22 protein-coding genes are annotated in these 25480 nt (G+C 69.4%); 5 read left to right on the top strand and 17 right to left on the bottom strand.

Features of this window, described 5'->3' with window-relative positions; all coding sequences use genetic code 11:
• The coding region (locus ABF401_RS09760) for a DUF2804 domain-containing protein (protein WP_353509356.1) at positions 1-936 on the top strand (936 nt) is incomplete at its 5' end.
• 24 nt (positions 937-960) lie between these two features.
• Here the strand turns inward: ABF401_RS09760 and ABF401_RS09755 are convergent.
• From ABF401_RS09755 to ABF401_RS09700, 12 genes are all read right to left on the bottom strand, one after another.
• Positions 961-1575: a glyoxalase gene (locus ABF401_RS09755; protein ID WP_353509355.1), complete on the bottom strand. Its 615-nt coding sequence runs from the start codon at positions 1573-1575 to the stop codon at positions 961-963.
• Positions 1576-1784: 209 nt separating this feature from the next.
• Positions 1785-2189, bottom strand: a complete 405-nt coding sequence (locus ABF401_RS09750) for an acyl-CoA thioesterase (RefSeq protein WP_353509354.1) — start codon at positions 2187-2189, stop codon at positions 1785-1787.
• A complete protein-coding gene (locus ABF401_RS09745) occupies positions 2186-3088 on the bottom strand; it encodes a beta-keto acid cleavage family enzyme (protein WP_353509353.1) in 903 nt (300 codons plus the stop codon). The genes ABF401_RS09750 and ABF401_RS09745 overlap by 4 nt, the downstream gene beginning before the upstream one ends.
• Positions 3085-5262, bottom strand: coding sequence for a hydantoinase B/oxoprolinase family protein (locus tag ABF401_RS09740; RefSeq protein WP_353509352.1), 2178 nt, complete (start codon positions 5260-5262; stop codon positions 3085-3087). Before ABF401_RS09740 ends, ABF401_RS09745 begins: the two co-directional genes overlap by 4 nt.
• Positions 5263-5300: 38 nt before the next feature.
• Positions 5301-7406, bottom strand: a complete 2106-nt coding sequence (locus ABF401_RS09735) for a hydantoinase/oxoprolinase family protein (RefSeq protein WP_353509351.1) — start codon at positions 7404-7406, stop codon at positions 5301-5303.
• Positions 7407-7490: 84 nt separating this feature from the next.
• Positions 7491-8639 carry an alpha/beta hydrolase family protein gene (locus ABF401_RS09730; RefSeq protein WP_353509350.1) on the bottom strand — a complete coding sequence of 383 codons (1149 nt, stop codon included), beginning with the start codon at positions 8637-8639 and terminating at the stop codon, positions 7491-7493.
• A 2-nt stretch (positions 8640-8641) separates the two neighbouring features.
• Positions 8642-9469 carry an SDR family oxidoreductase gene (locus ABF401_RS09725; RefSeq protein WP_353509349.1) on the bottom strand — a complete coding sequence of 276 codons (828 nt, stop codon included), beginning with the start codon at positions 9467-9469 and terminating at the stop codon, positions 8642-8644.
• A 44-nt stretch (positions 9470-9513) separates the two neighbouring features.
• Positions 9514-10743, bottom strand: coding sequence for an NAD(P)/FAD-dependent oxidoreductase (locus ABF401_RS09720; protein WP_353509359.1), 1230 nt, complete (start codon positions 10741-10743; stop codon positions 9514-9516).
• Entirely contained in the window at positions 10743-10967 is a 225-nt protein-coding gene (locus ABF401_RS09715; protein WP_353509348.1) for a ferredoxin, read from the bottom strand. The genes ABF401_RS09720 and ABF401_RS09715 overlap by 1 nt, the downstream gene beginning before the upstream one ends.
• Complete coding sequence (locus ABF401_RS09710; protein ID WP_353509347.1) at positions 10964-11500, bottom strand: aromatic-ring-hydroxylating dioxygenase subunit beta; 537 nt, start codon at positions 11498-11500, stop codon at positions 10964-10966. The genes ABF401_RS09715 and ABF401_RS09710 overlap by 4 nt, the downstream gene beginning before the upstream one ends.
• A complete protein-coding gene (locus ABF401_RS09705) occupies positions 11497-12942 on the bottom strand; it encodes an aromatic ring-hydroxylating oxygenase subunit alpha (protein ID WP_353509346.1) in 1446 nt (481 codons plus the stop codon). The genes ABF401_RS09710 and ABF401_RS09705 overlap by 4 nt, the downstream gene beginning before the upstream one ends.
• A gap of 28 nt (positions 12943-12970) precedes the next feature.
• Positions 12971-13909 (bottom strand): VOC family protein, encoded by a 939-nt coding sequence (locus tag ABF401_RS09700; RefSeq protein WP_353509345.1) that lies wholly within the window; start codon positions 13907-13909, stop codon positions 12971-12973.
• 146 nt (positions 13910-14055) lie between these two features.
• Here ABF401_RS09700 and ABF401_RS09695 point away from each other — a divergent pair, with 146 nt between their 5' ends.
• From ABF401_RS09695 to ABF401_RS09680, 4 genes are all read left to right on the top strand, one after another.
• Positions 14056-14970: a LysR family transcriptional regulator gene (locus ABF401_RS09695; RefSeq protein ID WP_353509344.1), complete on the top strand. Its 915-nt coding sequence runs from the start codon at positions 14056-14058 to the stop codon at positions 14968-14970.
• A gap of 392 nt (positions 14971-15362) precedes the next feature.
• Positions 15363-15839, top strand: a complete 477-nt coding sequence (locus ABF401_RS09690; RefSeq protein WP_353509343.1) for a CoA-binding protein — start codon at positions 15363-15365, stop codon at positions 15837-15839.
• Positions 15840-15982: 143 nt separating this feature from the next.
• Positions 15983-17977, top strand: coding sequence for an alpha/beta-hydrolase family protein (locus tag ABF401_RS09685; protein WP_353509342.1), 1995 nt, complete (start codon positions 15983-15985; stop codon positions 17975-17977).
• Between the two features lie 195 nt (positions 17978-18172).
• On the top strand, positions 18173-18820 hold the full coding sequence (locus tag ABF401_RS09680) for a DUF4203 domain-containing protein (RefSeq protein ID WP_353509341.1): 648 nt from the start codon (positions 18173-18175) through the stop codon (positions 18818-18820).
• A gap of 39 nt (positions 18821-18859) precedes the next feature.
• Here ABF401_RS09680 and ABF401_RS09675 read toward each other — a convergent pair whose 3' ends face one another.
• The 5 genes from ABF401_RS09675 to ABF401_RS09655 form a co-directional block, all read right to left on the bottom strand.
• Positions 18860-19567: a LutC/YkgG family protein gene (locus ABF401_RS09675; protein WP_353509340.1), complete on the bottom strand. Its 708-nt coding sequence runs from the start codon at positions 19565-19567 to the stop codon at positions 18860-18862.
• On the bottom strand, positions 19564-21099 hold the full coding sequence (locus tag ABF401_RS09670) for a lactate utilization protein B (RefSeq protein WP_353509339.1): 1536 nt from the start codon (positions 21097-21099) through the stop codon (positions 19564-19566). Before ABF401_RS09670 ends, ABF401_RS09675 begins: the two co-directional genes overlap by 4 nt.
• Complete coding sequence (locus tag ABF401_RS09665; protein WP_353509338.1) at positions 21096-21839, bottom strand: (Fe-S)-binding protein; 744 nt, start codon at positions 21837-21839, stop codon at positions 21096-21098. The genes ABF401_RS09670 and ABF401_RS09665 overlap by 4 nt, the downstream gene beginning before the upstream one ends.
• Before the next feature lie 151 nt (positions 21840-21990).
• Complete coding sequence (locus tag ABF401_RS09660) at positions 21991-23433, bottom strand: rhamnulokinase (RefSeq protein ID WP_353509337.1); 1443 nt, start codon at positions 23431-23433, stop codon at positions 21991-21993.
• Positions 23434-23440: 7 nt separating this feature from the next.
• Positions 23441-25480, bottom strand: coding sequence for a bifunctional aldolase/short-chain dehydrogenase (locus ABF401_RS09655; RefSeq protein WP_353509336.1), 2040 nt, complete (start codon positions 25478-25480; stop codon positions 23441-23443).

The following is a 25480-nucleotide window of genomic DNA, read 5'->3' as shown; positions in this document are numbered from 1 at the left end:
GAGGCCGTGGGCTGGACCCGGACGCCCCTCGTCATCACCGACGGCGTCGGCCGCGGGCCTCGGGCCTGGGGCCGGACCAAGCGGTGGGAGAACTGGACGGTGACCACGTCGACCCATGTGGTGACGCTCAGCATCTCCGACCTCGACTACGCCGCCGTCCATGGCATCTGGCTGCTCGACCGCCGCACCGGCGTGGAGATCGCGCACGACGCCGTGGGTCTGCTCGGCGGCAGCGCGACGCTACCGGGGACCCTCGGGCGAGGGGCGGTCCGGGCGCGCACCCTCGCGGTGCGGATCGACATCGACGAGGTCGAGCACGGCACCCGCCTGCGCGCCGTCGGCGAGCGCGTGCGGGTCGACCTGTTTGCGCACCGACCGGAGGGCCATGAGCGTCTCGGGGTGGTCGTGCCGTGGAGCCGGCGACGCTTCGTCTACGCCGTCAAGGACGTCGCCCGCCCCGCCGAGGGCACCGTCTTCGTCGACGGGCACCCCGAACCGTTCGCGACCGGTGGGTCGTGGGCGACGCACGACCACGGCCGAGGGCGCTGGCCGCGGACGACCCAGTCGATCAGCGGTACCGGCTCGGGAGACCACGACAGCGGTGCCATCGGGTTCCACGTGGGCGGCGGCTGGACCAATGGCACCGGCTCGGTCGAGAACGCGCTGCTCGTGGGCGGCCGGCTGAGCAAGCTGAGCGAGGAGCTGGCGTGGGACTACGACCCGGAGAACTGGATGGCTCCCTGGCGGGTCCACGGCGCCGCCGTTGACCTCACCTTCACACCCGAGCACGTCCGCGCGTCGGTCGCCGAGCCCAAGGTCACGCAGACGCAGCCGAACCAGTGCTTCGGATCGTGGTCGGGACGCCTGCGCGACGAACGGGGCGCGTGCATCGAGGTCGCTGACGTCTTCGGGTGGGCCCAGGCACGCAACCCCTGAGGGTGCGGAACCTGGGCTCGCCGTTCAGTTCGCCAGGGACTCGAAGGCGAAGCCGTCGGGGTCGGTGAACGCTGCACCGTCGCTGTGGATGGCGATCCGGTGGGAGCCCGACCCGTCGGGCGTCACGCCGGCGTCCTTGGCGAGCGCCCGTCGCCCATACAGGGCCAGCTTGACGCCGCCTGTGCCAGAGGCGAACTCGACATACTTCCGGCCGAAGCTCTTGGCGACGTCAAGGCCGCGCTCGACGTAGAGCCGCTTCGTCGCAGCCACGTCGGCCACTCCCAGCAGGAGCACCAGGTCGTCGAACTGCTTGGTCGGCGGGCCGCTGTCCTTCTTCGCCGAGGTCGCAATCTTCCAGATCGCCCCATCGGGCGCCTGGACGACTCCCCCGTAGCCCCAGAACGACTTCGCGACCGGCTTGACCACCGTCGCGCCGCCGTCGACGGCGGCCTGGACGAGTGCATTGACGTTGGCCGGCTGCGACGTCGTGAGCGAGAGGGTGAACCCGCGGAAGCCGCTCGTGGGCGCGTCGGTCGCCCGCAGGCGCACCTGCCCGTTGAGTCCGAAGGCGTCGGAGTAGAAACGCTGGCCGGCTGCCGGGTCGGCCGTTTCGAGGGTTATTGCCGTGATGGAGGTCATGTCAGCAACGCTAGAAGCGTCCCCGAGGCCGACGCTTCTCGATTCCTGACCACCTGCGAAGGGCCGAGATCTCGCGTCACCTTGTGCTGGGTCAACTGTGCCGACGGACTACCACCAGCACTGGGTGTCACACAGTGCTGAGCACGCCACTAGCCAGAACTGGCGTCTCGCGGTAGTCCGTCGGCTCGGGCGAGACGATGATCTCGGCCTCAGGATGTCTCCTCGCTCACTCGGTCCGACGCAATGAGCCGTTCACGGACAGCCTCCGGGATCCTCGCCGGGACGCCGTGCTCGTCGAGATGCACCACCGTGTGGGCACCGCGAACGCAGACGCCCCGAGTCCCGGACACCGTCCACGCGTAGCTGATCGAGCTGTTCCCCACCCGCTCGGCGGCCAGCTCGACGGTGAACTCGTCGCCGGCCGCGAGCGGTTGCTCGTAGGCCGCCGAGGTCGTCCGCCGTGGGAACCGGCCGATGTCGATACCGGGGTCGAGCGAGCGGTAGAGCGCGTGCTCGGCGTTCTCGGCCCAGCGATAGGCGGCCGTGTAGTGGTAGCGACCGGAGGCGTCGGTGTCGGACCAGGCCACTACTCCGGCGGCCATGGCGACCGTCATGCCGGAACCGCCTCGAGCTGGCGCAGGCCCATCATCTCGCGGGCCTCGGTGGGCGTGGCGACCTCGAGGCCGAGCTCCGTGATGATGCGGACGGCGCGCTGGGTCAGCTGGAGGTTGGTGGCGAGCTCACCGCGCGCGTAGTAGAGGTTGTCCTCGAGCCCGACCCGGATGTGGCCGCCGAGGAGGAGCGCGTGCGTCGTCGCCGGCAGCTGCGCGGGACCGATCCCGGACACGTTGAAGATCGCCCCTGCGGGAAGGTGGTCGACCATCAGCTGCAGGATCTTCGGGGTGTACGGCAGCGCCCCCTGGAACCCCTTCTCACCGCCGAGGACGATGTTGACGAAGTAGGGCGCCACGTCGAGGCCCTCCGCGCACAACGTCGTCAGGTCCTGCAGGATGTGGGCGAGGCTGAACACCTCCCACTCGGGCTTGATGCCTCGAGCCTGCATCTGCTCGGCGAGCCACCGGGACCGGCGCGGGGTCGTCGTGACGAGCAGCTCCCTGCCGCCGAAGCTCGCCGTCACCGTGTGCGAGTCGAGGGTGCACATCTCTGCACCAACGCCGTCGAGTCCGCGGATCCGCTCCTGCCAGTTGAGCTCCCACAGGTCATCGTTCAACTGGACGGGCAGGTCGCCATGGACACCTCCGCCCGTCGAGTTGTTGAGCACGATGTCGCTTCGCTTTCGGACGAGCCGGTTTATCTCGCTGTACACCGCCGGGTCGCAGGTGGCCAGACCATCGGGTCGCCGCGCATGGATGGCGGCCACACTCGCGCCGGCCTCCCAGCAGGCGACGACGTCGTCGGCGATCTCCTGCGGCGTGACGGGAAGGTGCGGCGTCTGCTCCTTGGTGCCCATTCCGCCCGTGGGCGCGATGGTGAGGATCACCTTGCGGCTCATGGCTGCTGGTCCTTTCTGTTGAGCGCAGCAATCGACTCGAAGTCGAGGTCGATGTCGTGGAAGGGCTCTTCGTCGCGACGGTGCACGTCGACAGCGAGCAGGGCACCGGTGAGCGGGCAGGCCCAGCCGGTCACGGCAAGGTCGACGTGGAGCGAATCCCCCACCGTGGTCGGCAGCGTCATGGCGAAACGATGGGCGCCCTCGCGCCAGCGCGTCGACCCCGACGACAGGACGGCACCATCCAGGGTGCGCACCTGCCAGTCACCCGAGTCGTCGTCGCGGATCGCGACGAGCCGATCGCTGAGTCGGATGGCACCGTCGGCAACCTCGGTCTCAACAGGCGTGGGGTCCGCGATGGAGTCCGCGTCGACGCCGAGTCGGGCGGCCCGCAGCTTCCTTCTGCCGTATGCCGCTGAGCTGGCTTCCACGTCGCCCGTGGCCGTGAGTGCCACACCGTAGGTGGTCAGCGCGGCCGCCTGGGTGACGACCCCGCGGCAGACGTCCTGGACGACGAGGAGCGGGTCGCGGTCGAGTGGGTCGCCGATCCCGCCACCGCCCTGCCACGTCACGTGGAAGAGGTCGTCCGGCGTGATCGGGAAGGCCCCCGGCTTCGGGCCGAGGTTGCGAGCCTCCCGCCCGGCCTCGGCGAACTCCTGGCGGATGGTGCCGCCGGGCAGGCCGCCACCGAGCCCCGCCGAGTTGGGCACTTCGGCGCCGTGCGTCATGACCAGGGCCTCGGCCGTGGGGACCGAGACCGTCAGCCCGACTTCGGCGCCGACGCCGCCGCGACGCCGGCCGGCTCCGCCGGAGTCCGGAGCGAGGCGGCGGTAGTGGTAGAAGAGCGGGTTCTTCTGCTCGTTCGTCTCGACGTCGGCGATCGACGGGCAGGGCGCGTTGATCGGGCCGGCGGCGTCCTGGCCGTCGTGGTCACCGAACGCGCCGAAGCCGCCGGCCAGCGGGTCCATGAGGTGCAGGCCGAAAAGCTGTCCGTGCCGGTCCAGGCCGCTGAGGTTGAAGGTCGCCATGGTGCCGCTGCTGACCGCCTGGGCCCGGTGGGCGTGCTTCGGCGAGGCCAGCAGCAGCCGGTTGAGAGCTGCCGAGACGACGTTGCTGACGACCCACACGGCCTCGACCGTGGCGCTGCCGACGGGCGCAGGAGGCACCGCGGTGCAGACGAGACCGTCAGGGGCGATGACGTCGACCGGCCGGAGCAACCCGTCGTTCCATGGGATCCCGAACCCCAGGGTCGGGATGAGCGCCCCGGCGACTCCACCGGCAAGTCCCGCGCGGGAGCAGTTGACAAACCCCCGTGCCTGCGGGGATGAGTCGGAGAAGTCGAGCACGAGCCGGTCGCCCGTCTTGGTGAGGACGCAGTCGATGGCGTAGAGGATGTTGGTGTGGCCGTCGTGCTCGAGGAAGTCGCGAGTGTGCACGACGCCATCGGGCAGCTCGCGGAGCCTGGCCCGGAGCTGGGTCTCGGCGTCATCGACCATGGACCCCATCACGGACAGGACGAGCGGAGACCCGTAGCGGTGGCAGAGCTCGGTGAGCCGCTCCGCCGCCACGTTGAGGGTGGCGATGAATGCCCTGATGTCCAACCCCACCTGCGCGGGGAGACGGGTCGCCGCGAGCAGCATGTCGAGGACGTCCTGGCGCAGCTCGCCCCCGTCGACGAGCTTCACTGCCGGGATGCGCAGGCCTTCCTGCCACACCTCGGTCGCCTTGGGCGACCAGGAGGCGAAGTCCATGCCCCCCATGTCGGTCTCGTGGGCCATCACCCCGGCCCAGCCGACGAGCTCGCCGTCCACGATGAGTGGCGCGCACATCTGCACGTCGTTCTGGTGCAGGGCCCCGACGAACGGGTCGTTGCCGATGATGCGGTCGCCGTCCTTGAGCCGGGTGCCCGAGGCCAGCAGGTGCCGGATGAGCGACCCCACCGGCGGGGCCTCGAAGGTCACCTGATGGCCCATGGTGACGAACTCGCCATCGGGGAGGTAGATGCCGGTGAAGAAGTCGCTCGCCTCGGTGACCGTGGGGCTCCCGCTGACGGACTGCAGGGCCAGGCGCATCTGGTCGGTGATCGCGACGAGACGGCTGCGGATGACCTGTCGGACAACCGGGTCGGTCGTGGGGTCATCCGGCACCGAGGCCGTGTTGACGGCGGTGGCGGTCATGGGAACTCCGTTCTCAGGTAAGGGGAAGCTCGTGCTGCTCAGGCACCGACAGTCACGTGGATGAGGCCCAGGTCGTCGGTGCGAGCACGTCCACCGGGTGGGATGACGACCACGCAGCCAGGCAGCTGGATGAGGCACGGACCGGTGAGCTCCTGGTCCCCCACCGGCCAGCGGGACGAGTACACCGCCGTGTCCTCGGGGCGGGTGGGGTCGTCGAACACGACTGGGCGGGAGCCGAGCCGAACGAACGGCTCACCCTGCGCACCGGCCTCGGAGCTGCGTGACTCGCGGGTCGCGACCGCGCGCACGGACAGGATCTCGAAGCCGGCCTCGCGGAAGCCCGACCCCTTGCCGTAGAGCTGCTCGTAGTCCTTCTCGAAGAGGCGGAGCAGGTCGGCGACCGCAGCGGCGTCCGGAGCGTCCGGGAGCGCGACATCGAGGTGGTGCGCCTGCCCGTGGTAACGCACGGACGCGGTGAAGCTCACCGCGCTCAGGCTCGCTCCTGGCATGGTGGCGAGCGCCCGCTGCCGGGTGTCGGCGACCGCGGCGGCGATCGTCGCGACGTCGTCGGCAGAGGGCTCGACGCCACTCGGCAGCCGCACGTAGGACGTGCGGGACGCGGTGGTCTTGAGGTCGCTCGTGCCGGCGCCGTAGGCGGACTGGGCGGTCGCCGTGGGCGGCACGACGAAGCCATCGAGGCCGAGCTCACGGCACAACGCCCAGGCGTGGGAGGGTCCGCTGCCGCCACCCGCGATGAGGGTGAACTCCCTTGGGTCGTGGCCACGCTCGATGGTCACTGCGCGCAGGAGGTCGGCCATGGCGGAGTCGAAAACGACGCGAATCGCTCGGGCAGCTGCCAACGTGTCCAAGCCCAGCGGCATACCAATGGCGTCTGTGATGGCCGTCTCGGCGCCGGAGCGGTCGAGGACGATCCCGCCACTGCCGAACTGCTCCGGGTCGAGCACTCCGAGGACGAGGTCGGCGTCGGTGGTCGTCGGTTCGGTTCCCCCCTTGCCGTAGCAGACCGGCCCGGGACTGGCGCCCGCGCTGCGAGGGCCGACCGTGAGCACCCCGCCGTCGATGGAGGCAATGGAGCCGCCACCGGCTCCGATGCTCGCGATGTCGACGCTGGGGACCCGCATGTCGGCGCCGCCGAAGGTCACCTGCTCGCTGATGAGCGGAGTCCCGTCGACGACGACACCGACGTCGAAGCTCGTGCCGCCGACGTCAAGGGTCAACACATGCGATGTGCCGAGGGCCTGGCCGAGCTTCTGGCCCGCGACGACGCAGGACGCCGGACCGCTGAGCAGACCGTTCACCGGACGCTCGGTGACGGTGGTCGCCGGGACGACCCCACCGGCACTCGTCGTCATCATGATCGGCGCGGTCATGCCGAGTGCAGCGAGCTCGGTCTCGAGCCGAGTCAGGTAGTGGCCGGCGATGGGGCCGAGGGCGGCGTTCGCCACGGTCGTCGAGGCGCGGGCGTACTCCCCGACCGATGGTGCGATCTCGTGGGACACGCTGACGAACGCGTCTGGAAGCATTTCGCGTGTGAGGTCCGCCAGCGCGATCTCGTGGTCGGGGTTCTCCGTCGCCCAGAGCAGGCAGATGCCCACCGCTTCGACGCCGGCCTCGGCCAGCCGCTCGATCGCCCCGCGCGCCGAGGCGAGGTCGAGCGGTGTCCGCACGAGGCCGTCGGCGTCGATGCGCTCATCCACCTCCTGGACGAGGGTCCGCGGGACGAGCGGCGGGATCTGCCCCCGGAGGTGGTAGTCGCCGAGCTCGAGACCGGTCAGGCCCGCGGTGCCGCGGCGCAGCCGGCCGATCTCGAGGACGTCCCCGAAGCCCCGGGTGGTGAGCAGGCCGGTCCGGGCGGCGCGCCCCGTCAGCAGGGCGTTCAGTCCCACCGTGGTGCCGTGGCCGAAGCGGGTGACCTGCGAGCAGAGCTGCGCGACATCGAGCCCGACGGTCCCGGCCGCGAGATGGACGGCGTTGACGACGCCGGTGACGACGTCCGGGGTGGTCGGCGACTTGCAGACCCAGGACTGCCCGTCCGGGGAGCGCAGCCAGAGGTCGGTGAACGTGCCGCCGACGTCGGTGCCGATCGACCAGGCGGCCGTTGCAGGTGAGTCAGAAATGGGCATGGTTGTGCCTTCGGGTTGGTGATGGTGCGCCCGGTCAGGGCCGTTCAGAGCAGGGCCGGTCAGAGCAGGGCTGGACAGAGCCGGTCAGAGCCGGTCGGCTATCCAGTCGGCGAGGTAGTTCGTGCAGATGACTTCGTTGTCGGCTCCCGCGTGGGAGGAGCCGCCCTCGTCGCGGGTGAAGACCTTGAAGTGCCGGTCGGGGCTGTTCGCCGCGTGCTCGTACTCGGCGACGGCGTACTCGAACGGGATCTGGCGGTCGTCCTCGCCGTGGGTGACGAGGAAGGGGACGGTGATCTGCTCGCACACCCCCTCGAGGCTCATGAGCGGCGCGAACTCGAGGAACTCTTCCAGGCTGTCCTTGCCGAAGACCCACTGGACGTGCTCCCAGTAGTGCGGGACCGGGTTCTCGCCCTCACGGTCGAGGCGTCGCTTCTGCAGCTCGCCCCAGTTGTAGTTGGCTCCCCAGACGGCACAGAGCGCGAACCGCTTCTCGAAGGCGGCTGCCCTGGGCGCGTAGTAGCCACCGAGCGACCAGCCCATCATCCCAATCCGCTCCGGGTGGACGTCCGGGCGCGTCTCGAGGTAGTCGACGGCCGCCGAGGCCCACCGCTCGCTGTCGTGCACGGCGTGGAGACCGCGGTCACGCAGTGCCGTTCCGGTGCCGGGCTGGTCGACGAACAGGGTGGCGATGCCACGGGCAGCGAGCTCGCGCCCCATGCCCACGCGGTAGCCCATCTCCTTGAACGAGTCGAGGCCGTTGCAGAAGACCATGACCGGGTAGCCACCGGCCGGGACCGGGCCGTCAGCCGGGACGAACAGCGCCGGGTACGACGTGTCCTCGTAGGGCACCTCGACGAGCTCGACCCGCTCCCGTCCGTGCTCCACGGCCAACCGAAACGTGTCCATGCCCTTGCGGTAGGCCACCTCGCGCGGCGCGTAGTGGCGGCTCTGCATGCGCTCGGCGACGAGGTAGTACATCGAAGCCCGGGCGAATCTCGCCGCGGCCGAACGGGGGTGACCCTCGGCGAGGTCCTGCTCGGCGTATTCGACGAGCCCGTCCGCGAAGTCGCACCAGGACTGAAAGAACTTCTCGGTGCCTGCGTCGTCACCCTCGGCGGCGATGTCGACGAGGGGCGCACAGATCCGGTCGACCTCGCCGATCTGGCCACCGCAGTTCATCGCGATGTTGACCGAGAGGCTCCACACGTAGTTGGCGGGGAAGTACCGGAACATCGCTACTGCCCGACTCGGTCGACGGTGCCGTTGCTGATGACGGCACGGTTGAACAGGCCCTGGTCGGCAACGATGGTCTGGCCGGTCATCGTCGTGTTGTGGCGCGAGGCGAGATAGGCGAAGAGCGGCCCGTACTCTTCGGGCGTGGGCAGCGTCGGCATCAGCGTCAGGCTGAGGAACTGCTCGAGGAACGCCTCTTTCGGGATGTCGGACTGCTTGTTGCCCTCCAGGCCGAGGGCCGCCGGGCCACGCAGCTGGCTGTTCGCGATGCCCGAGGGCGCGACGCCGTTGACGCGCACGCGCGGAGCGAACTCGAAGGCGAGCTGGTTGACGATGCTTCGGACCGCGCCCTTGGCAGCGGTGTAGAACAGGCCGCCGCCGTCGGCGGCGTAGGCGGCCGTCGAGGAGGTGAGGACGATGGCCCCGTGGGACTGCTCGAGGTCGCCGACGAACACGCGGGCGGCGAGGATGTAGCCGAGGACGTCGATGTGGAACACCTCGTCGAAGAGGGACTCGATGCGGTCGAGCGGGACGTCCTTGAGCGGGATGTTCCCGTCGAAGATGCCCTGCGCGCCGATGAGGGCATCGAGCCGTCCCCACCGGTCGAGGACGGCCGTTCGGGTGGCCTCGAGGTCCTCGATGCTGGTGACGTCGCCGTGGACAAGGAGCACCTCCTCGCCGAACTCGGCCTTGAGGTCGACGAGCTTGTCGGCGGAGACCTCCATGATGGCCACGTGGGCGCCCTCGCCGAGGCAGTGGCGCGCGACGCCGAGGCCGAGGCCCGATCCGCCTCCGAGGATGAGGACCACGTGGTCGTCGAGCAGCTGCATGTCGGGTTCCTAACTGGTCTGAGTTGTGTCTCGTGCGCCGGCGCTCAGGCCGGTGCGGCGGCGCCCAGGGCCTCGGCCATGGAGGCCCCCGAGCGCAGCAGGTTCTTGTATTTCCGCAGCGCCCTGATGCGCCCACAGATCGTGACGGAGTGCATCTCGTCGCCGGCGCCGTGGACGACGACGACGTCACCGGAGTCCAGATCGCCCTCGACGACGATGTCCTCGTCGCCGGGCCGCCGCTCACCGAGGACGTGGAGCTTGATGCCGTACTGCTCGGTCCACAGGTAGGGCACGGCGGTGAAGGGCACCGGCTCGTCGGCGCCGCCCTCTCCAGTGCCCACCCTGGCGATGTTCAGGCCGACGTGCCGGCCCTGCTCGATCGCGTGCGTCCAGTGCTCGATGCGCCGGCGGCGCCCCGTGCGGACCTCGACCGCGTTGGCGACGTCTCCGGCAGCCCACACGCCCGGGACGTTGGTCCTGCCCGCCGCGTCAGTCCATACTCCGTCACCCAGGTCGACACCAGAGCCCGCGAGCCAGGCGGTGACCGGTTCCGCGCCGATCCCGGCCAGCACCGGCCCTGCGGCCAGACGGGTGCCGTCGGCGAGCACGATGTCGTAGCCCGTCTCCGTCACCTCGACCGAGACCGCCCTGGACTCGCTCGGGAGGTCGACGCCGTGGGATCGGTGCACCCCGAGAAGCCAGTCTGACACGGTGTCGCCGAGCACGTGGCGGAGGGGGCGAGGGCCTGACCGGAGGAGCGTGACCGGCACCTCCCGGGACCGGAGCGCCGCGGCCACCTCGAGCCCGATGAAGCCGGCGCCGATGATGGTCGTCGCCTTGCCGTGCGTGACCAGCGAGCGGAGCGCTTCGAGGTCGGCGACGGTCCGCAGGGTCGGCAGTGCGGTACCTGCCGTGGTGAGGACCGGACGCGCCCTGGCGCCGGTGGCGATGACGACGTGGCTCCACGGCAGCGCCTCGCCGTAGTTGGTCACGAGGAGCCGCCGGTCGATGTCCAGTCCGACGGCTGCGTGCCCGGCCTGCACGTCGATGCGCCGGTCGGCCAGCTGATCCGGGGTGCGCAGCGGGCTCGGCCTGACGTCTTCCCTCGAAGCGACCAGACCCTTGGACAGCATGGGCCGGTCGTAGGAGGGGGTGAGCTCGTCGTCGAGGACGGTGATCGGCCCCTCGTAGCCGCCCTCGCGGAGTCCGTCAGCGGCCGCGAGCCCGGCCGCCGACGCCCCCACCACGAGGACCCCAGGTGTGCGCCCACCCATCACGGGCCCTGCCCGACAGAGATGGCCTGCGCGGGGCACGCACGCGCCGCCTCGAGGACGTCCTCGAGGTCGTCCCCGGCGACGACATCCCGCCGGAGGACGGCGACGGGGCTGCCCGGCGGTACGTCGAACACGTCCGGGTTGATTCCCACGCACAGGCCGTACGCCTGGCACTTGGTCGCGTCGACCCGCACGTGCGTCTGTGTCTGCGCCTGGGCGCTCACAGGAAGACTCCCAGGTTGGGCGTGCCCAAGCTCGTCTCGGTGAGGATGACCTCGCGGCGGAGCAGCCGGGCCCCGTGGTCGGTGAGACGCAGCCGGTCGTTGCGCCGGCAGGGGATGAGGTCGAAGTGCGGGTCGATGCCGCGCTGCCGGTAGACCAGCAGGGCGGAGTGCACCTCGATGACCTCGGGATCAGCGGTCGGACGCACCTCGATGCTGCCGACCACCCGCAGGGTCCGCGATGGGGGCACCTCCGAGTAGGCGATACCGGTCTGGAGGCGATCCAGCCGCGTCCGGACGTGCGTCTTGGAGTCGCGCACCCGGAAGGCGCTGCGGTCGATCTCGTTCGAGCGCGGCTCGGTGGCCTGCCGGATCGGGATCGTGTAGAGGAGCTCGTCGTCGAGCAGCTCGTACCACTCCTCCTCACGGCCCTCGTCGAGCAGCCGGGCCTCGTGCGCCAGGAACTGGGTCGCGATGGCGAGGATCGCTGGGTCGGTGCTGCCGGTGGTTGCGGGTGCCTCGACGGTGGTGCTCATGCCCGGCCTCCGTTCTGCTCGATGTGCTGCGTGCTCTCGGCGGGCTGGGCACTCTTCGCGTCCCCGCCCTTCATGACCCGGAGCCAGTGCCGGTAGAAGTTGAGCTGGGTGTGCTCGCCGTAGCCGGTGTTCCGGTGGATGCCGGGGCCGGTCCAGTCCGGGTCCGGGCTCTGGTCGACGGGCGACTTGCGACCCATCTGGAAGTGGAAGTTCATCTGCTCCTTGCGCATCCACGGGCTGGCGGCCGCGCGGGGGACGCCCTCCCAGGCAACGGTGTCGTCCTGCTCGAAGATCCCGGCCGAGCCGAAGACGAACTGGCCTGTGACGTAAGCCTGCTGGGCCGACTCCTCGGACTCGAAGTTCCACACGAACTGCCACGACCACAGTTCCATCTCGCCTGGGCCGATGGGCTGCCACTGGCGGAAGCTCGTGACCACGGACACCGGACCGCCGGGCGTCGCCGGGGTGAGGAAGCGGATGAAGCTGAGGTTCGGGAAGATGGTCCCGACCGTCGGCGGCTCGTGGTCGACGACGAAGCGACCAGCCTCGTCGAGTCCGCTGAGGTCGAACTGCTCGGTGATCTCCGGCGGGTAGCCCCAGAGGACGAACCCGGGGTGGATGGCCTTGGTCCAGGCATGGCCCATGAAGTTGTGGCCGTTCTCGAACTCGTAGGCGCGGCCGATCTCGGCCGTTCCCTGGAGCCCTTGGGAGACCTTGATCTCCTCGGTGCTCCAGTGCAGGTTCGGGACGTGGTAGACGTCGCCCGCGAAGTTCTCCGCGGCGGTCTTCCAGTCGGCCTTGACCTTGTACCGGTCCGGCGGGCCGGCGACCCTCATCCCGTCCGGGTGCAGCCCGACGATGAGGTCGAGCATCCATCCGGCGCCACCGAGGAACTCGTCGAGGGTGGGCACCTCCTCGGACAGCGACGCGAAGACGAACCCCTGACGACTCTCTACCCGCGGCGCCCGCATGAGGCTCCAGTCCTTCGGGTCGAGCTTCTCTCCATAGGCGTGGTGCATCATCGGCGTCCCGACGAGCTCGCCGTCGTTGGAGTAGGTCCAGCCGTGGTACGGGCACTTGAAGAACCGCGAGTTGCCGCTGTCGGTCTGGCACACCTGGCTGCCGCGGTGGCGGCAGTAGTTGGACAGGACGTTGATGCGGCCCTCACCGGTGCGGGTCACGATGACCGGGTCGACGCCGATCCGGCGCTGCACGAAGTCACCGGCGCGCGGGATCTCGCTCTCGTGCGCCACGAACACCCAGGTGCGGGTGAAGATCTGCTCCATCTCGGCGCGGAAGACAGTCTCTTCGTTGAAGATGTCGACCGGCACGAGCTCGTCGGCGAGCGAGGTCTCGACCCGGTTGAGCAGCGCCTCGAGCTTCGGCTCCACCGTCGTCGGGCTGACGGCGGTGGTCTTGGGGGACGGAGAGGTGATGGTCATCGTTGACTCCTTGTATTGGCTGCTGCGCTCACATCGGGGGCGCGACGAAGACGCCCCGGTCGGGGTCGTTGTGCATCTGGTGGGCGACGAACTCATTCATCTGGTTCGCGGTGCCCCATTGGTCGATGAACTCGGGCTTGGTCACGTCGTAGACCGACGGGTGGTGCTCGTCCCAGTCGACGGTCTCGAGCTCGGTCGTGTACTCGACCGTGTTGCCGGCCCGGTCCATGAAGTACGAGAACGTGTTGTCTCCCGCGTGGTGGCGACCCGGGCCCCAGACCTTCTGGATCCCCTCCCGCAGCAGCCGACCGGTACCGCGCAGGTACTCGTCGACGCCACGCAGCTCGAAGGACACGTGGTTGACCGACACGTGCGGTCCACGGGCCACCGCGAAGCTGTGGTGCCAGTCGTTGCAGCGCAGGAACCACATGAACTCGCCGCGCGCACCGAGGCACAGGGAGTCGGACAGCTTGAACCCGAGGTGTTTGATGTACCACGCGACCGTGGCCTCGGGGTTGTTCGAGTTCACGACGAAGTGGGACAGCCGCACGGGGATCGACTCACGCGGTTCGATGATTCGGTAGTCGCGCACTCCCACGTCGGCAGATACCTCGACGACCCGCCCGTCGCCGTCGAAGAACCGCACGGCGTAGCCCCCGCCGGGCGTGTCGATCTTCTGCGGCTCGTGCACGAGCTGCACACCCTGCTTGACGAGCTGGGTCGCCAAGGTGTCGACGTCCTCCATCGACGCGGCGCCGAACGCAACGAGGTCGAGACGCTTGTCGTCCGCCTTGCGCAGCCGGACGACGTACTGCTCGGGCGACCCCTCGGCGGCCAGGAACCGCACGCCGTTGTCGCTGGCGACCTCGGTCAGGCCCCACAGGTCGCGGTAGAAGGCCAGCTGCCGGTCCAGGTCCGGCATGGCAATTGCGGCATGGCGCAAGTGCGTGATCAACGGCTTCGACACCTTCGTCTCCTTCAACCAACCAGTCCCGAAAGGCGGACCCGAACGGACCGGACTCGAACGTCACAGCGGACGCTAATGTCGGGAGTCACCGCGTTCAAACAATGATTGGTGATGTCCCGAATCAACAGTCTTGATAGGTTGACGTCGTGGACCTGCGCCGCGTCGACCTCAACCTCCTCGTCGCCTTCGACCTGCTCATCACGGAGGGCAGCGTCAGCCGGGCCGCGGCGCGCATGTCGGTCGGGCAGCCGGCCATGAGCGCAATCCTCGGCAGGCTGCGCAAGCTCTTCGGGGATCCGCTTTTCATCCGGGAGGGCCGCGGGCTCGTCGCCACTCCCCTGACCGAGTCCCTTGCCGAGCCGGTCCGGGACCTGCTCACCCATGCCGAGGCCGTGCTGTCACAGGGCTCGCAGTTCGACCCCGCGACGGCCAACCGGACCTTCTCGGTCATCGCCAACGACTACGTGACAATGACGTTCCTGCACCCGCTGCTGGCCCGCCTGACGTCGGAGGCGCCCGGCATCCGGCTGCACATCTTCCCGACCGGGGATGACTTCGCCGACCAGCTGCGCCGGAACCTCGTCGACCTGCTCATCGTGCCCCGCGAGGCGATGGAGGTCCACGCCGACTTCCCCCACCACGTCCTCTACCGCGACCGCTACCTCGTCGCCGTCGACGAGGACCACCCCGACGTCGGCGACACGATCACCGCGGAGCAGTTCAGCACCCTGCCCTACCTCGCGACCTCGTCGGGCCACCTGCGGTCCCTGGCCGAGATGCAGCTGGACTTCCTCGGCGTCCCCCGCAACGTCGAGATCACGACTGCCTTCGGCGTGGCTCCCTTCCTGCTCAAGGGAACCCGCCTGATCACCTTGATCCACGAGCGGCTCGCGGACCAGGTCCGCGAGACGGCCGGGCTCAAGGTCATGGAGCCGCCCATCCCACGGCTGCAGCCGATCACCGAGATCATGCTGTGGACCAAGCGCACCGACGGCGACAAGGCGCACCAGTGGCTCCGCCAGCGGCTGCTCGACCTCGCCCAGGAGCTCGACGACCACTGACGTGGCCGCGCCGGGCTGCCCCGGTCGAGTGTGCACCCCACGCCAGCCCCCTTCCGGGTTGAGGGTGCACTCCAAGCCCGGCCGCAGCGACGCGGACTGCACACTCGACGAGGACCCAGCCCGGCGCGAACTGCACACTCGACGAGGACCCAGCCCGGCGCGAACTGCACACTCGACGAGGACCCAGCCCGGCGGCATACGGCCAGAGTTTCCGCAACACGCCCGGCAACCCGAAACGCACCCCTGAAGCATCCATGGTCAGTTCCGAGGCACCGGGCGTGTTGCGGCGAACCGCGGGACCTTCGGCCCTGTCTGTGGCCCGCCAGCGGACCCACGATGAGGCGTCATCGACCAGGGGCACGTCGACGTGCCGCATGGAAAGGGGATCCACCATGCAACCGATCAAGGACGCCGCAGCCGACTTCCTCACCCACAAGCGCGTCGCCGTCACGGGCGTCTCCCGCAACGGCGCCTCGCACGGAAGCAATGCCGTCTACCAGCGGCTCCGCGATCGCGGCTATGAGGTGTTCGCCGTCAACCCCAACACCGAGAAGGTCGAGGGCGACGCCGCGTACCCGGACCTCAAGTCCATCCCGGGCGGTGTGGAGACGGTCGTCATCGGAACACGCCCGGAGCACGCCCAGGCGACGGTGGAGGAGTGCGCGGAGCTCGGCATCAAGCAGGTCTGGATGCACCGCGGGCCGGGCGGCGGAAGCGTGTCCAAGGACGCCGCCGAGTGGGGCCGCGCCCACGGGATGACGGTCATCGACGGCGGCTGCCCGCTCATGTTCGAACCGACCTCGGACACCGGCCACAAGATGATGCGCTGGGTGTTCGGACTGAGCGGCAACGTGCCACGCAACGTCTGACCGGCCAGCCCGCCGATCCACGGTCTCACCCGCGCGGAATGAGATCGGCGCGCAGCCCGGACAACGAAAGTGCGTCCTCGTTACCGTGAGGTCACACCACGGCCGTGTCTGGTGCTGTGGCCGGTCGGCGGGAGCACAGAGACATGCGGACCTTCGAGCAGATCATGGGCCAGGCGCTCAACGAGTCCGGCCTGGCCCAACCACTGGCCACTGCGGCGCAGACCGGGTTGGTCATGGCCAGCGCGGCAGCGCCGGGCACGTTCGAGCCGTCGCTCGTGCCTCGCTCGACCCAGGACCAGGCGCTCATCACCGGCCTGACGATGGCCCTGAACTACGCCGTCTCCACCACGACCCAGGACGCGGTCGCGGCATTCGGGGCGATCGCCGCCCGGGGACTGCCCGGCGGGAACGAGATCCGCAAACAGGCCGTGGCGACCCTGGCGCTCGACCTGCTGGCGATTCCGGTCGGTTACGGCCTCTACCGCTTCGTCTCGCGCCGGCCGAACGAGGCCATGCTCCGCGGCGGCATCCGCCAGGTTGGCTGGCGGTTCATGGCGACGGGGGTGGGCGGTGCCGTCCTCGGGACCTCGCGCGCGGGCCTCATCGCGCTCGACGATCTCGTCGGCGCCAAGGGTCGCCTGGCCCGGTTCCCGGTCGCGGTCCCGATCGGGCTGACGGTCGGCGGAGCCGTCCTGCACCGCCAGCTCCGTGACGTCCGGGACGTGGCGCCTGAGTCGGACGAGCCCCAGGCCATCGACCCCGTCCGCTCGGCGGGCCTCGGGACGGTGCTCGCCGGTGGTCTCATGGGGGCGGCCTATGCCGAGATGTGGCTGGCCGAGCAGGCGGGCGACCGTCTGGCCCAAAGGCTTCCGGGACCGCCGGCGCTCTGGCGTCTCTCCGGGCACGCACTGTGCCTCGCCGCGGTCGTCGCCGGCGGCAACGCCCTGTGGCACCGCGCGATGACGAAGGTCGAGGCCGGCGCCTCCATCGTCGACCCCGTCTTCGACGACCCAGAGGGGGGTCGCCACTGGGTCGAGCCGGACGTGAGCGGATCCTCCGAGAGCCTCGTCGCCTGGTCGACGATGGGGCGGGAGGGGCGGCGGCACGCGGTGCTCTCCGTGCGGGCCCAACCCCCACCGGACCGACCGGCGAACCTCGACTTCAGCATTCCCGCCATCATGGGAGAGCCGGCGGTGGCCGACCCGGTCCAGGTCTACGTCGGGCTCGACAGCGCTCCGACCGTCTCGGAGCGCGTCGATCTCGCCATCGCCGAGCTCGACCGGACGAACGCGTGGGAACGGTCCGTCCTCATGCTCATCTCGCCGACCGGGAGCGGTTACGTCAACTACTGCGCGAGTGCCGCCGCCACCTACCTGACCCGGGGCGACATCGCCATGGTCACCATGCAGTACTCGAAGCGCCCTTCGCCGCTGTCGCTGACGAAGGTGAAGAACGCCCGCGAGCAGAACCGCCTCCTGTGGCTGCGCCTGAGCGCCCGGTTGCGGGAGCTCAACGGGTCGGGCCCTCGCGTCGTGCTCTTCGGCGAGAGCTTGGGGGCGCACACCAGCCAGGACGTGCTGCTGCACTGGGGCACGATCGGTCCGCAGGCGCTCGGCCTCGAGCGCGCCCTGTGGATCGGCACGCCATACGGCTCGGGGTGGATGCACCAGGTGACGGGGCCGCCGCGGCCCGACGTCGACCCCGAGCTGGTCACCGTCGTCAACGACATCGACCAGCTCATGGCGATCCCACCGGAGGCCCGGAAGAAGCTGCGCTACGTGCTGCTGAGCCATGACAACGACGGCGTCGCGCGGTTCGGGCTCGACCTGATTACCAGCCGCCCGTCGTGGTTGGAGCCCAGCCGGCCGCGGCCCGAGGTGGTCAAGGGAGCGAGCCCTCGCGGGATCCCTCAGCGGATGCGGTGGCGGCCGGTCACGACGTTCGTCCAGACGTTGGTCGACATGAAGAACGCCCAGATCCCCGGCGCCTACCGGCCGTTCGGCCATGACTATCGGCCCGAGCTGACGCGGTTCATCTCCGCGGTGTTCGACCTCCCGGCCAGCGAGGAGCAGCTGGTCAGCATCGAGAACGCGCTCGCCACGCGGGAGTCCATGCGGGAGCAGATCTTCAAGGACTGACTCCAGCCCACCCAGTCACACGTCAAACTCAGCCGTATGCCGCTGAGCCAGCTCACCGGCATACGGCTGGGTCTTGCTGTTGTGCAGTGTCATTCGACTACTGCGTGCGTTCGGGTTCCACTCGGCAAGAGAGTCGGCGAACGCAACGTTCGTGTTCTCCCACCGATTGAGGTCCACGAGTTCTACATTGCAGACATGGCAGACATCGTCCTGGGCCTCTTCGCGATCCTCGCCGGGGGCGCCATGCTCTTCGCCGGACAGTTCGTGCTCCGGCTCCTGCTCCCCATCTGGGGCTTCTTCGCTGGGTTCGCTTTCGGGGCGGGGCTGTTCGCCGCGATGGCCAATGAGCGTTTCCTCGGAACCGTGCTCGGCTGGGTCGCCGGGCTGGTTCTCGGTCTCATCTTCGCGCTGTTCGCCTACCTCTTCTACGCGGTGGCCGTGATTCTGGCCATGGCCGCGTTCGGCTTCGCCATCGGCTCTGGGCTCATCGTCGCGCTCGGGATCGACTGGAACTGGATCGCGGTGCTCGTGGGCCTGGCCTTCGGCGCCGTCCTCGGCCTGCTGGCCGTCGTCGGCAACCTGCCGATGATCGTGCTCACCGTCCTCAGCTCCTTGGCCGGAGCGGTCGGGGTGGTTGCCGGTCTGATGCTGCTGGTCGGGTCCCTGGACTCCGCGCAGTTCACGGACGGCTCGTTCGTCGACGCGGTCCGGACCAGCTGGGTCTGGTACGTGCTGCTGCTCGCGCTGGCACTCATCGGCATCGTCGCCCAGACCCGGCAGAGGTTGGTCATGCGCCGCACCGTCCGCGACGCCTGGTACGCCGAGAGCGCGTCGATGCCATAGTCGTCGACCTCTTTGGGTTCGGGGCGAACCTCATGGTCCTCAGCCGGCGAGGATGACGGCAAGGGTCCGCGGGCCGTGGACGCCCTCGACGCGGTTGAGCTCAATGTCGCTCGTCGCCGAAGGGCCGCTGACGAAGGTGAGCGGCCGGCTCGGGTCGAGGCGCGCCAGGGCTTCGGGCACGGTCTGCACGACATCTGCGGTGCGCACGACGCAGATGTGGACGTCGGGCACGAGCGTCAGGGCGCGCCGCCCACAGAGCGGTGACCCGTCGAGGACGATGGTGCCGGTCTCGGCGATCGCGACGACCGAGCCAGTGACGACCGCGGGCACGGCGTCGAGCTCGGCCGGGGTCATGGTGCCAAGGTCGGGCCGGGTCCCTATGCCGCTGACCCACGCGGTGGGTATGCCCGGTGCGGTGAGTATGCCGTCCTGGACCTCGCCGCCGTCGGCATGATCCTCGGTTCCGTTGGGAGATAAGGCAAGTACGACTGTCTCGCGGACAGTGCTCGCGATCGATGCGTGGTCGTCGGCGGAACGAGCGACGCGGGCGCGGTAGTCCTCGAGACGGTCCACGAACAGGTCGACCAGAGCCGGTGAGCCGGGTGGGTGCTCGCCAGCGTGCCGGTAGCGGCGTGGCACGTCCGGGGCGACTGGCTCGGCCGATGCTGCCATCGACCCAGTGCGGCCGAGGGCTTGGCGGATCCTGGCCAGGACGACGTCCCGTGCGATGGTGTTATCGGTGGTCATTCGTGCTCACCCGGGCCCGCGTTGACGTCCTGCGGGTGGGTTCGGGCCCACCAGTCGCGGAAGGTCTCGTCGGGCAGGTCGGGCACATCGCGTGACGCCGTCCAGCGGTTCAGGGGCGGGGGCAGCGGGATGATCGGCTTGCCCCGCCGTATGCCGCGGCGTGCCTTGAGGGCCGCCCGCCCGGCCCGTGCGAACCGGCGGGCGTCCGACATGATCCAGGCGGCCGCGCGCATCGCAGCTCCTTCCGGCGTCGGCAGGTGGGCCGAGTCGCTGTGCGCCTCGATGTGCTCGGCGCGGAGCCGGACGAGCTGGTCGGGGATCGGGATCTTGACCGGGCATACGTCGTAGCAGGCGCCACACAGCGACGAGGCGTACGGGAGGGTGTCGTTAGGGTTGGTGTCACGCCCGTCGAGACCCGTCAGCTGCGGTGAGAGGATCGCTCCGATCGGGCCCGGATAGACTGAGCCGTAGGCGTGGCCGCCGACCCGTTCGTAGACCGGGCAGACGTTGAGGCACGCTGAGCAGCGTATGCAGTGCAGCGCGGACCGGCCGTGTTCGTCGGCCAGGACCCGGGTGCGGCCATTGTCGAGCAAGACAAGGTGGAACTCCTGAGGCCCGTCGCCCGGAGTGACCCCACTCCATGTCGAGGTGTAGGGGTTCATCCGCTCTCCGGTGGATGAGCGGGGCAGCAGCTGCAGGAACACCTCGAGGTCGGTCCAGGCGGGCACGAGCTTCTCGATCCCCATGACCGTGATGAGGGTGTCGGGCAGGGTCAGGCACATCCGGCCGTTGCCCTCGGACTCCACCACTGACAGCGTTCCCGTCTCCGCCACAGCGAAGTTCGCCCCCGAGACCGCCACCTTCGCCCGCAGGAACACCTCACGTAGATGCGCCCGCGCTGCCGCGGCCAGCACCGGAGGGTCGTCGGTCAGCGCCGGGTCGACCCCCGGCATCTCACGCAAGAAGATCTCCCGGACCTCGGCGCGGCCGCGGTGGATGGCCGGAACCAGGATGTGCGAGGGCTTGTCATGCCCGAGCTGGACGATCAGCTCGGCCAGATCGGTCTCGTGCGCTGTGATCCCGGCACTCTCGAGCGCTTCGTTGAGCCCGATCTCCTGGGTGGCCATCGACTTGACCTTGACCACCTCGGTCGTGCCGGTGGCCCGGACCAGCCCGGTCACGATCTCGTTGGCCTCGCCTGCGTCTCGGGCCCAGTGCACCCGGCCGCCGCGCGCGACGATGTTTCCCTCGAGCTGCTCGAGCAGCTCTGGCAGCCGGGCCATCGTGGACGCCTTGATGGCCTCGCCGGCGTCGCGCAGGGCCTCCCAGTCGGGCACCTCACCGACGACCGCTGCCCGCTTGGCCCGGATCGTCGCTGTCGCGTGCCCGAGGTTCCGGCGCAGCCGCGCATTGTCGAGTGCGGCCCGCGCTGCGGCCGGGAACGGGACCTCGCCCGCGAGGTTGCCGGAACCTGGCGGGAGGTTGCCGTACCCGCCGACACTGCCGGACGGCATACCCAGGAAGGTGCTCATGATGTGCTCGCCAGGATCTCGGCCAAGTGCACCGGCCGCACCCCGGTGCGCAGTCGGGCGAGCCCGCCGCCGATGTGCATGAGACACGAGGAGTCACCCGCGGTGACCACCTCGGCCCGGGTCGCTGCGACCGCGGCCATCTTGTCGGCCAGCATCGCGGTGGAGGTGTCGGCGTTCTTGACCGCGAAGGTGCCACCGAACCCGCAGCAGGAATCCGCGGCCGGCAGTTCCACGAGGTCGATCCCGCGCACCGCCCGCAGCAGCGCCAGCGGTCGGTCCCCGACCCGCAGCATTCGCAGCGAGTGACAGGTCGGGTGGTACGTGACTCGGTGTGGATACGACGCTCCGACGTCGGTCACTCCGAGCACGTCGACGAGCAGCTCGGACAGCTCGAACGTCCGCTCAGCGACCGACGCGGCGCGCGCCGCCAGCGTGTCATCGCCCGCCCGCGAGGCGAGCTCGGCGTGCTGGTGTCGCACCGACCCGACGCATGACCCGGACGGCGCCACGATCGCCTCGCACCCGTCGGCCAGAGCCGCCTCGAACACGTCGACGTGGTGCGCGACGAGCCCCACGGCGTCCCGTTGGTAGCCGGTGTTCGTGTGCATCTGCCCGCAGCAGGTCTGCGCGTCCGGGAACATCACCTCGTGGCCCAGCCGCTCGAGCAGCTCCGTCGTGGCTCGAGGCACGTCCGGGAAGAGGACGTCGCCGAGGCAGGTGGCGAACAGCGCGATCCTCATGACCGCAACCCTTCCATGGCAGGTCCACGGAATGTCCGCTCGGGCGCCACAAGCTCAGGATGGGCTCGGGCGGTCGCCCGGGCTGGCTTGGGGCGGTTGCGCACGTTGGACACGCTACCGATCGAGACCCCCGCTCGGCCTGCCACGAGCCTCATGTTGAGAGCGTTCCGTCAGGCAGGTAGACCTTGACGACACCGGCAGCGAGCCCGGTGCGGCTGAGTTGCGCCCTCATCTCCTCCAGCGAGCCCGGCGCTGCACCGTGGGCACGAGCTTGGACCAGGATGTTCCCGAGAGCAGTGGCCTCGATCGGGCCTCCCGTCACGGGTATGCCGGCCAGGTGGGCGGTGAGTTGGCACAGCAGCGCGTTGCGGGACCCCCCGCCCACGATGTGGATCACCTCGACCGTTCGCTCGGCTAGACGGGCTGCCTGGTTGATCGTGCGCGCGTACGCGGCGGCGAGGGAGTCGAGGATACAGCGCACGGTCTCGGCCGGGCTCATGTCAGGCGTTCCGGCAGCCTGCGTGATTCGGGAGGGAATGTCGCCCGGTGCGATGAACGACTCGTCGTCGACGTCGACGACTGGTCCCCCAGAGGGCAGTTCCTCGGCCTGTCGCAGGACGGATTCCTGGTCGACGGTGACCCCCCGTTCGGGCCAGGTTCGGAGCGACTCCTGGAGCAGCCAGAGCCCGCCGATGTTGCGCAGGTATCGAATTCGGCCGTCGACGCCTCCCTCGTTGGTGAAGTTGGCGGCGCGGCTCTCCGGCGTGAGGACCGGCTTGTCGAGCTCGAGTCCGGCCAGGGACCACGTGCCGCTCGACACGTAGGCGAAGTGGGGCGTCGCCGCGGGCACGGCCACGACGGCCGAGGCAGTGTCGTGCGATCCGACGGCGGTGACCACTGTTCCCGGACGCATTCCGGTGCGCGCAGCGACATCACGAGTGATCTGGCCGAGCGTGTCACCGGGCGAAACCAGAGGTGCGAGTCTCCCCATGGGCAGTCCGAGACGCCGCATCAGCGGCTCGGACCAGACGCCGGTGCGCGCGTCGAGAAGGCCCGTCGTCGACGCGTTGGTGGCCTCGGTCCGCAACACACCGCTCAGGCGGTACGCGATGAGATCGGGGAGAAGGACTATGTGCGCCGCCTTGTCCCAAAGAGAGGAGCGCTTCTCGGCCGCCAGCTGGAACAACGTCGTGAACGGCAGATGCTGTAGCCCGTTGATGTCGTAGAGCTCCTCCGCCGTGACGCGCGAGTGCACGCCGGAAACCTCGGACGCGCCTCGCTCGTCGCGGTATGAGATCGGCTCGGCCAACAGCCTGAGGTCCGAGTCGAGGAGCGCGTAGTCGACCGCCCAGGTGTCAATCCCTATCGACTCGACCTGCGGGAACTCACGTGCGAGGTCCGTGAGACCTGTCAGCACCTCCTCGATCAGCCGGGTGAGGTCCCATCGAAGATGTCCGTCCCGTCGCACCATTCCGTTCGCGAACCGCCGAACGGTGTGCAGCGTGGGAGTGCCATTGGCGTCTTCGACGACCCCCGCCATGACCCGGCCGCCGGAGGCGCCGATATCCACTGCGCCGAAGACGCGCGGCTCCACGGTGTCCTCAGCGAAGGAATGCGGCTGCGACGCCGGAGTCGACGGGAATATGCAGACCAGTGGTCTGGGTCAGGTCGGGCCCGACGAGCGCGAAGACCGCGGCGGCGCAGTGCTCGGGGAGCACTTCCTTCTTGAGCAGGGTGCGTTGGGCATAGAAGGCCCCCAGGTCCTTCTCCTCGACACCGTAGACCGCTGCACGGTTGGCACCCCAGCCGCTCGAGAAGATGCCAGAGCCGTGGACGACGCCGTCCGGGTTGATGCCGTTGACCTTGATGCCGTGCTGCCCGAGTTCCGCGGCGAGGAGACGCACCTGATGGGCCTGGTCGGCCTTGACCGCGCTGTAGGCGATGTTGTTCGGGCCGGCGAAGAGCGAGTTCTTGGACGAGATGTAGACGATGTCGCCGCCCATCCCCTGCTCGATGAGCACCTTGGCTGCCGCCCGGGAGACGAGGAACGAGCCTTTTGCCATGACGTCATGCTGCAGGTCCCAGTCGGCCACGGTGGTCTCGAGAAGCGTCTTCGACAGTGACAGCCCGGCGTTGTTGACGACGAGGTCGAGGCCGCCAAAGGCCAGGACCGCTGCATCGACGGCGGCTTGCACAGCGGCCTCGTCGGAGACGTCGGCCTGGACCCCGATGGCGACGTCGCCGCTCCCGATCTCCGTGGCAACGCCTTCGGCCTTCGCGAGCTCGAGATCGGCAACGACCACGCACGCGCCTTCTGCTGCCAGCCGTTTCGCGATCGCCTTGCCGATGCCGGAGGCGGCGCCGGTGACGAGCGCGATGCGCGTGGCCAGGGGCTTCGGCTTGGGCATCCGTTGGAGCTTGGCCTCCTCGAGCGCCCAGTACTCGATGCGGAACTTCTCGCTCTCGTCGATGGGCGCATAGGTCGATAGCCCCTCGGCGCCGCGCATCACGTTGATCGCGTTGACGTAGAACTCCCCCGCGACACGGGCGGTCTGCTTGTCCTTGCCGAAGGAGAACATCCCCACTCCCGGCACGAGCACGATGAGTGGGTCGGCGCCTCGGATCTCGGGGCTGTCCGGTGTGGCGTGCCGCTCGTAGTAGCCGCGGTAGTCCTCACGGTAGGTCTCGTGCAGCTCCTTCAGCCGGGCGACCATCTCATCGGTGCCTGCCGTCGCCGGTAGGTCGAGGACCAGCGGCTTGACCTTGGTGCGCAGGAAGTGGTCGGGACAACTGGTGCCCAGCTCCGCGAGCCGCGGATGCTCCGCGTGCGCGAGGAAGTCGAGCACCACGTCGGAGTCGGTGTAGTGGCCGACCATCGGCCGGTCGGTGCTCGCCATGCCGCGGATCGTCGGCGCGATCGCCGCCGCCTTGGCATGGCGCTCGGCCTCCGGCAGGGCGGCATATCCGGGCAGTTCCGCGCCGAACGGCTGCCGCGTCGAGTGTTCGTCGATGTATGCCGCAGCTGTCTGAATCATCCAGAGGGAGTTGCGCTCGCACTCATCGCTGCTCGCGCCCCAGGCGGTGATGCCGTGGCCGCCGAGGATGCACCCGATGGCCTCGGGGTTGTCCGCCTTGATGGCGGCGATATCGAGGCCGAGCTGGAAGCCAGGCCGCCGCCATGGCACCCAGACCACCTTGTGACCGTAGATCTGCTTGGTCAGCTCCTCGCCGTCAACCGCGGTCGCGATCGCGATCCCGGCGTCGGGATGCAGGTGGTCGACGTGCGGGGATTCGACGAGACCATGCATCGCGGTGTCGATCGAGGGAGCCGCGCCACCCCTGCCATGCAGGCAGTAGTCGAATGCGGACACCATCTCGTCCTCGCGCTCGACGCCGGGATAGACGTCGACGAGGGCGCGCACGCGGTCCAGCCGCAGCACCGCCAGACCCTGCGGCGTCAGGGTGCCGAGATCACCCCCGGAACCCTTGACCCAGAGGAGCTCGACATCCCCGCCGGTCACCGGATCGATGCCGATGCCCTTGGCCGAGGTGTTCCCGCCGGCGTAGTTGGTGTTCCTCGGATCACCGCCCAGCCGGTTCGATCGCGAGATCAATTCCGCAACAACAGCGTTGGGGCTCAT

This window comes from Intrasporangium sp. (assembly GCF_040414665.1).
Taxonomy (GTDB): Bacteria; Actinomycetota; Actinomycetes; order Actinomycetales; family Dermatophilaceae; genus Intrasporangium.
The sequence above is the reverse complement of the archived record's forward strand: the minus strand, read 5'-3'. Positions and strand labels throughout refer to the sequence as shown.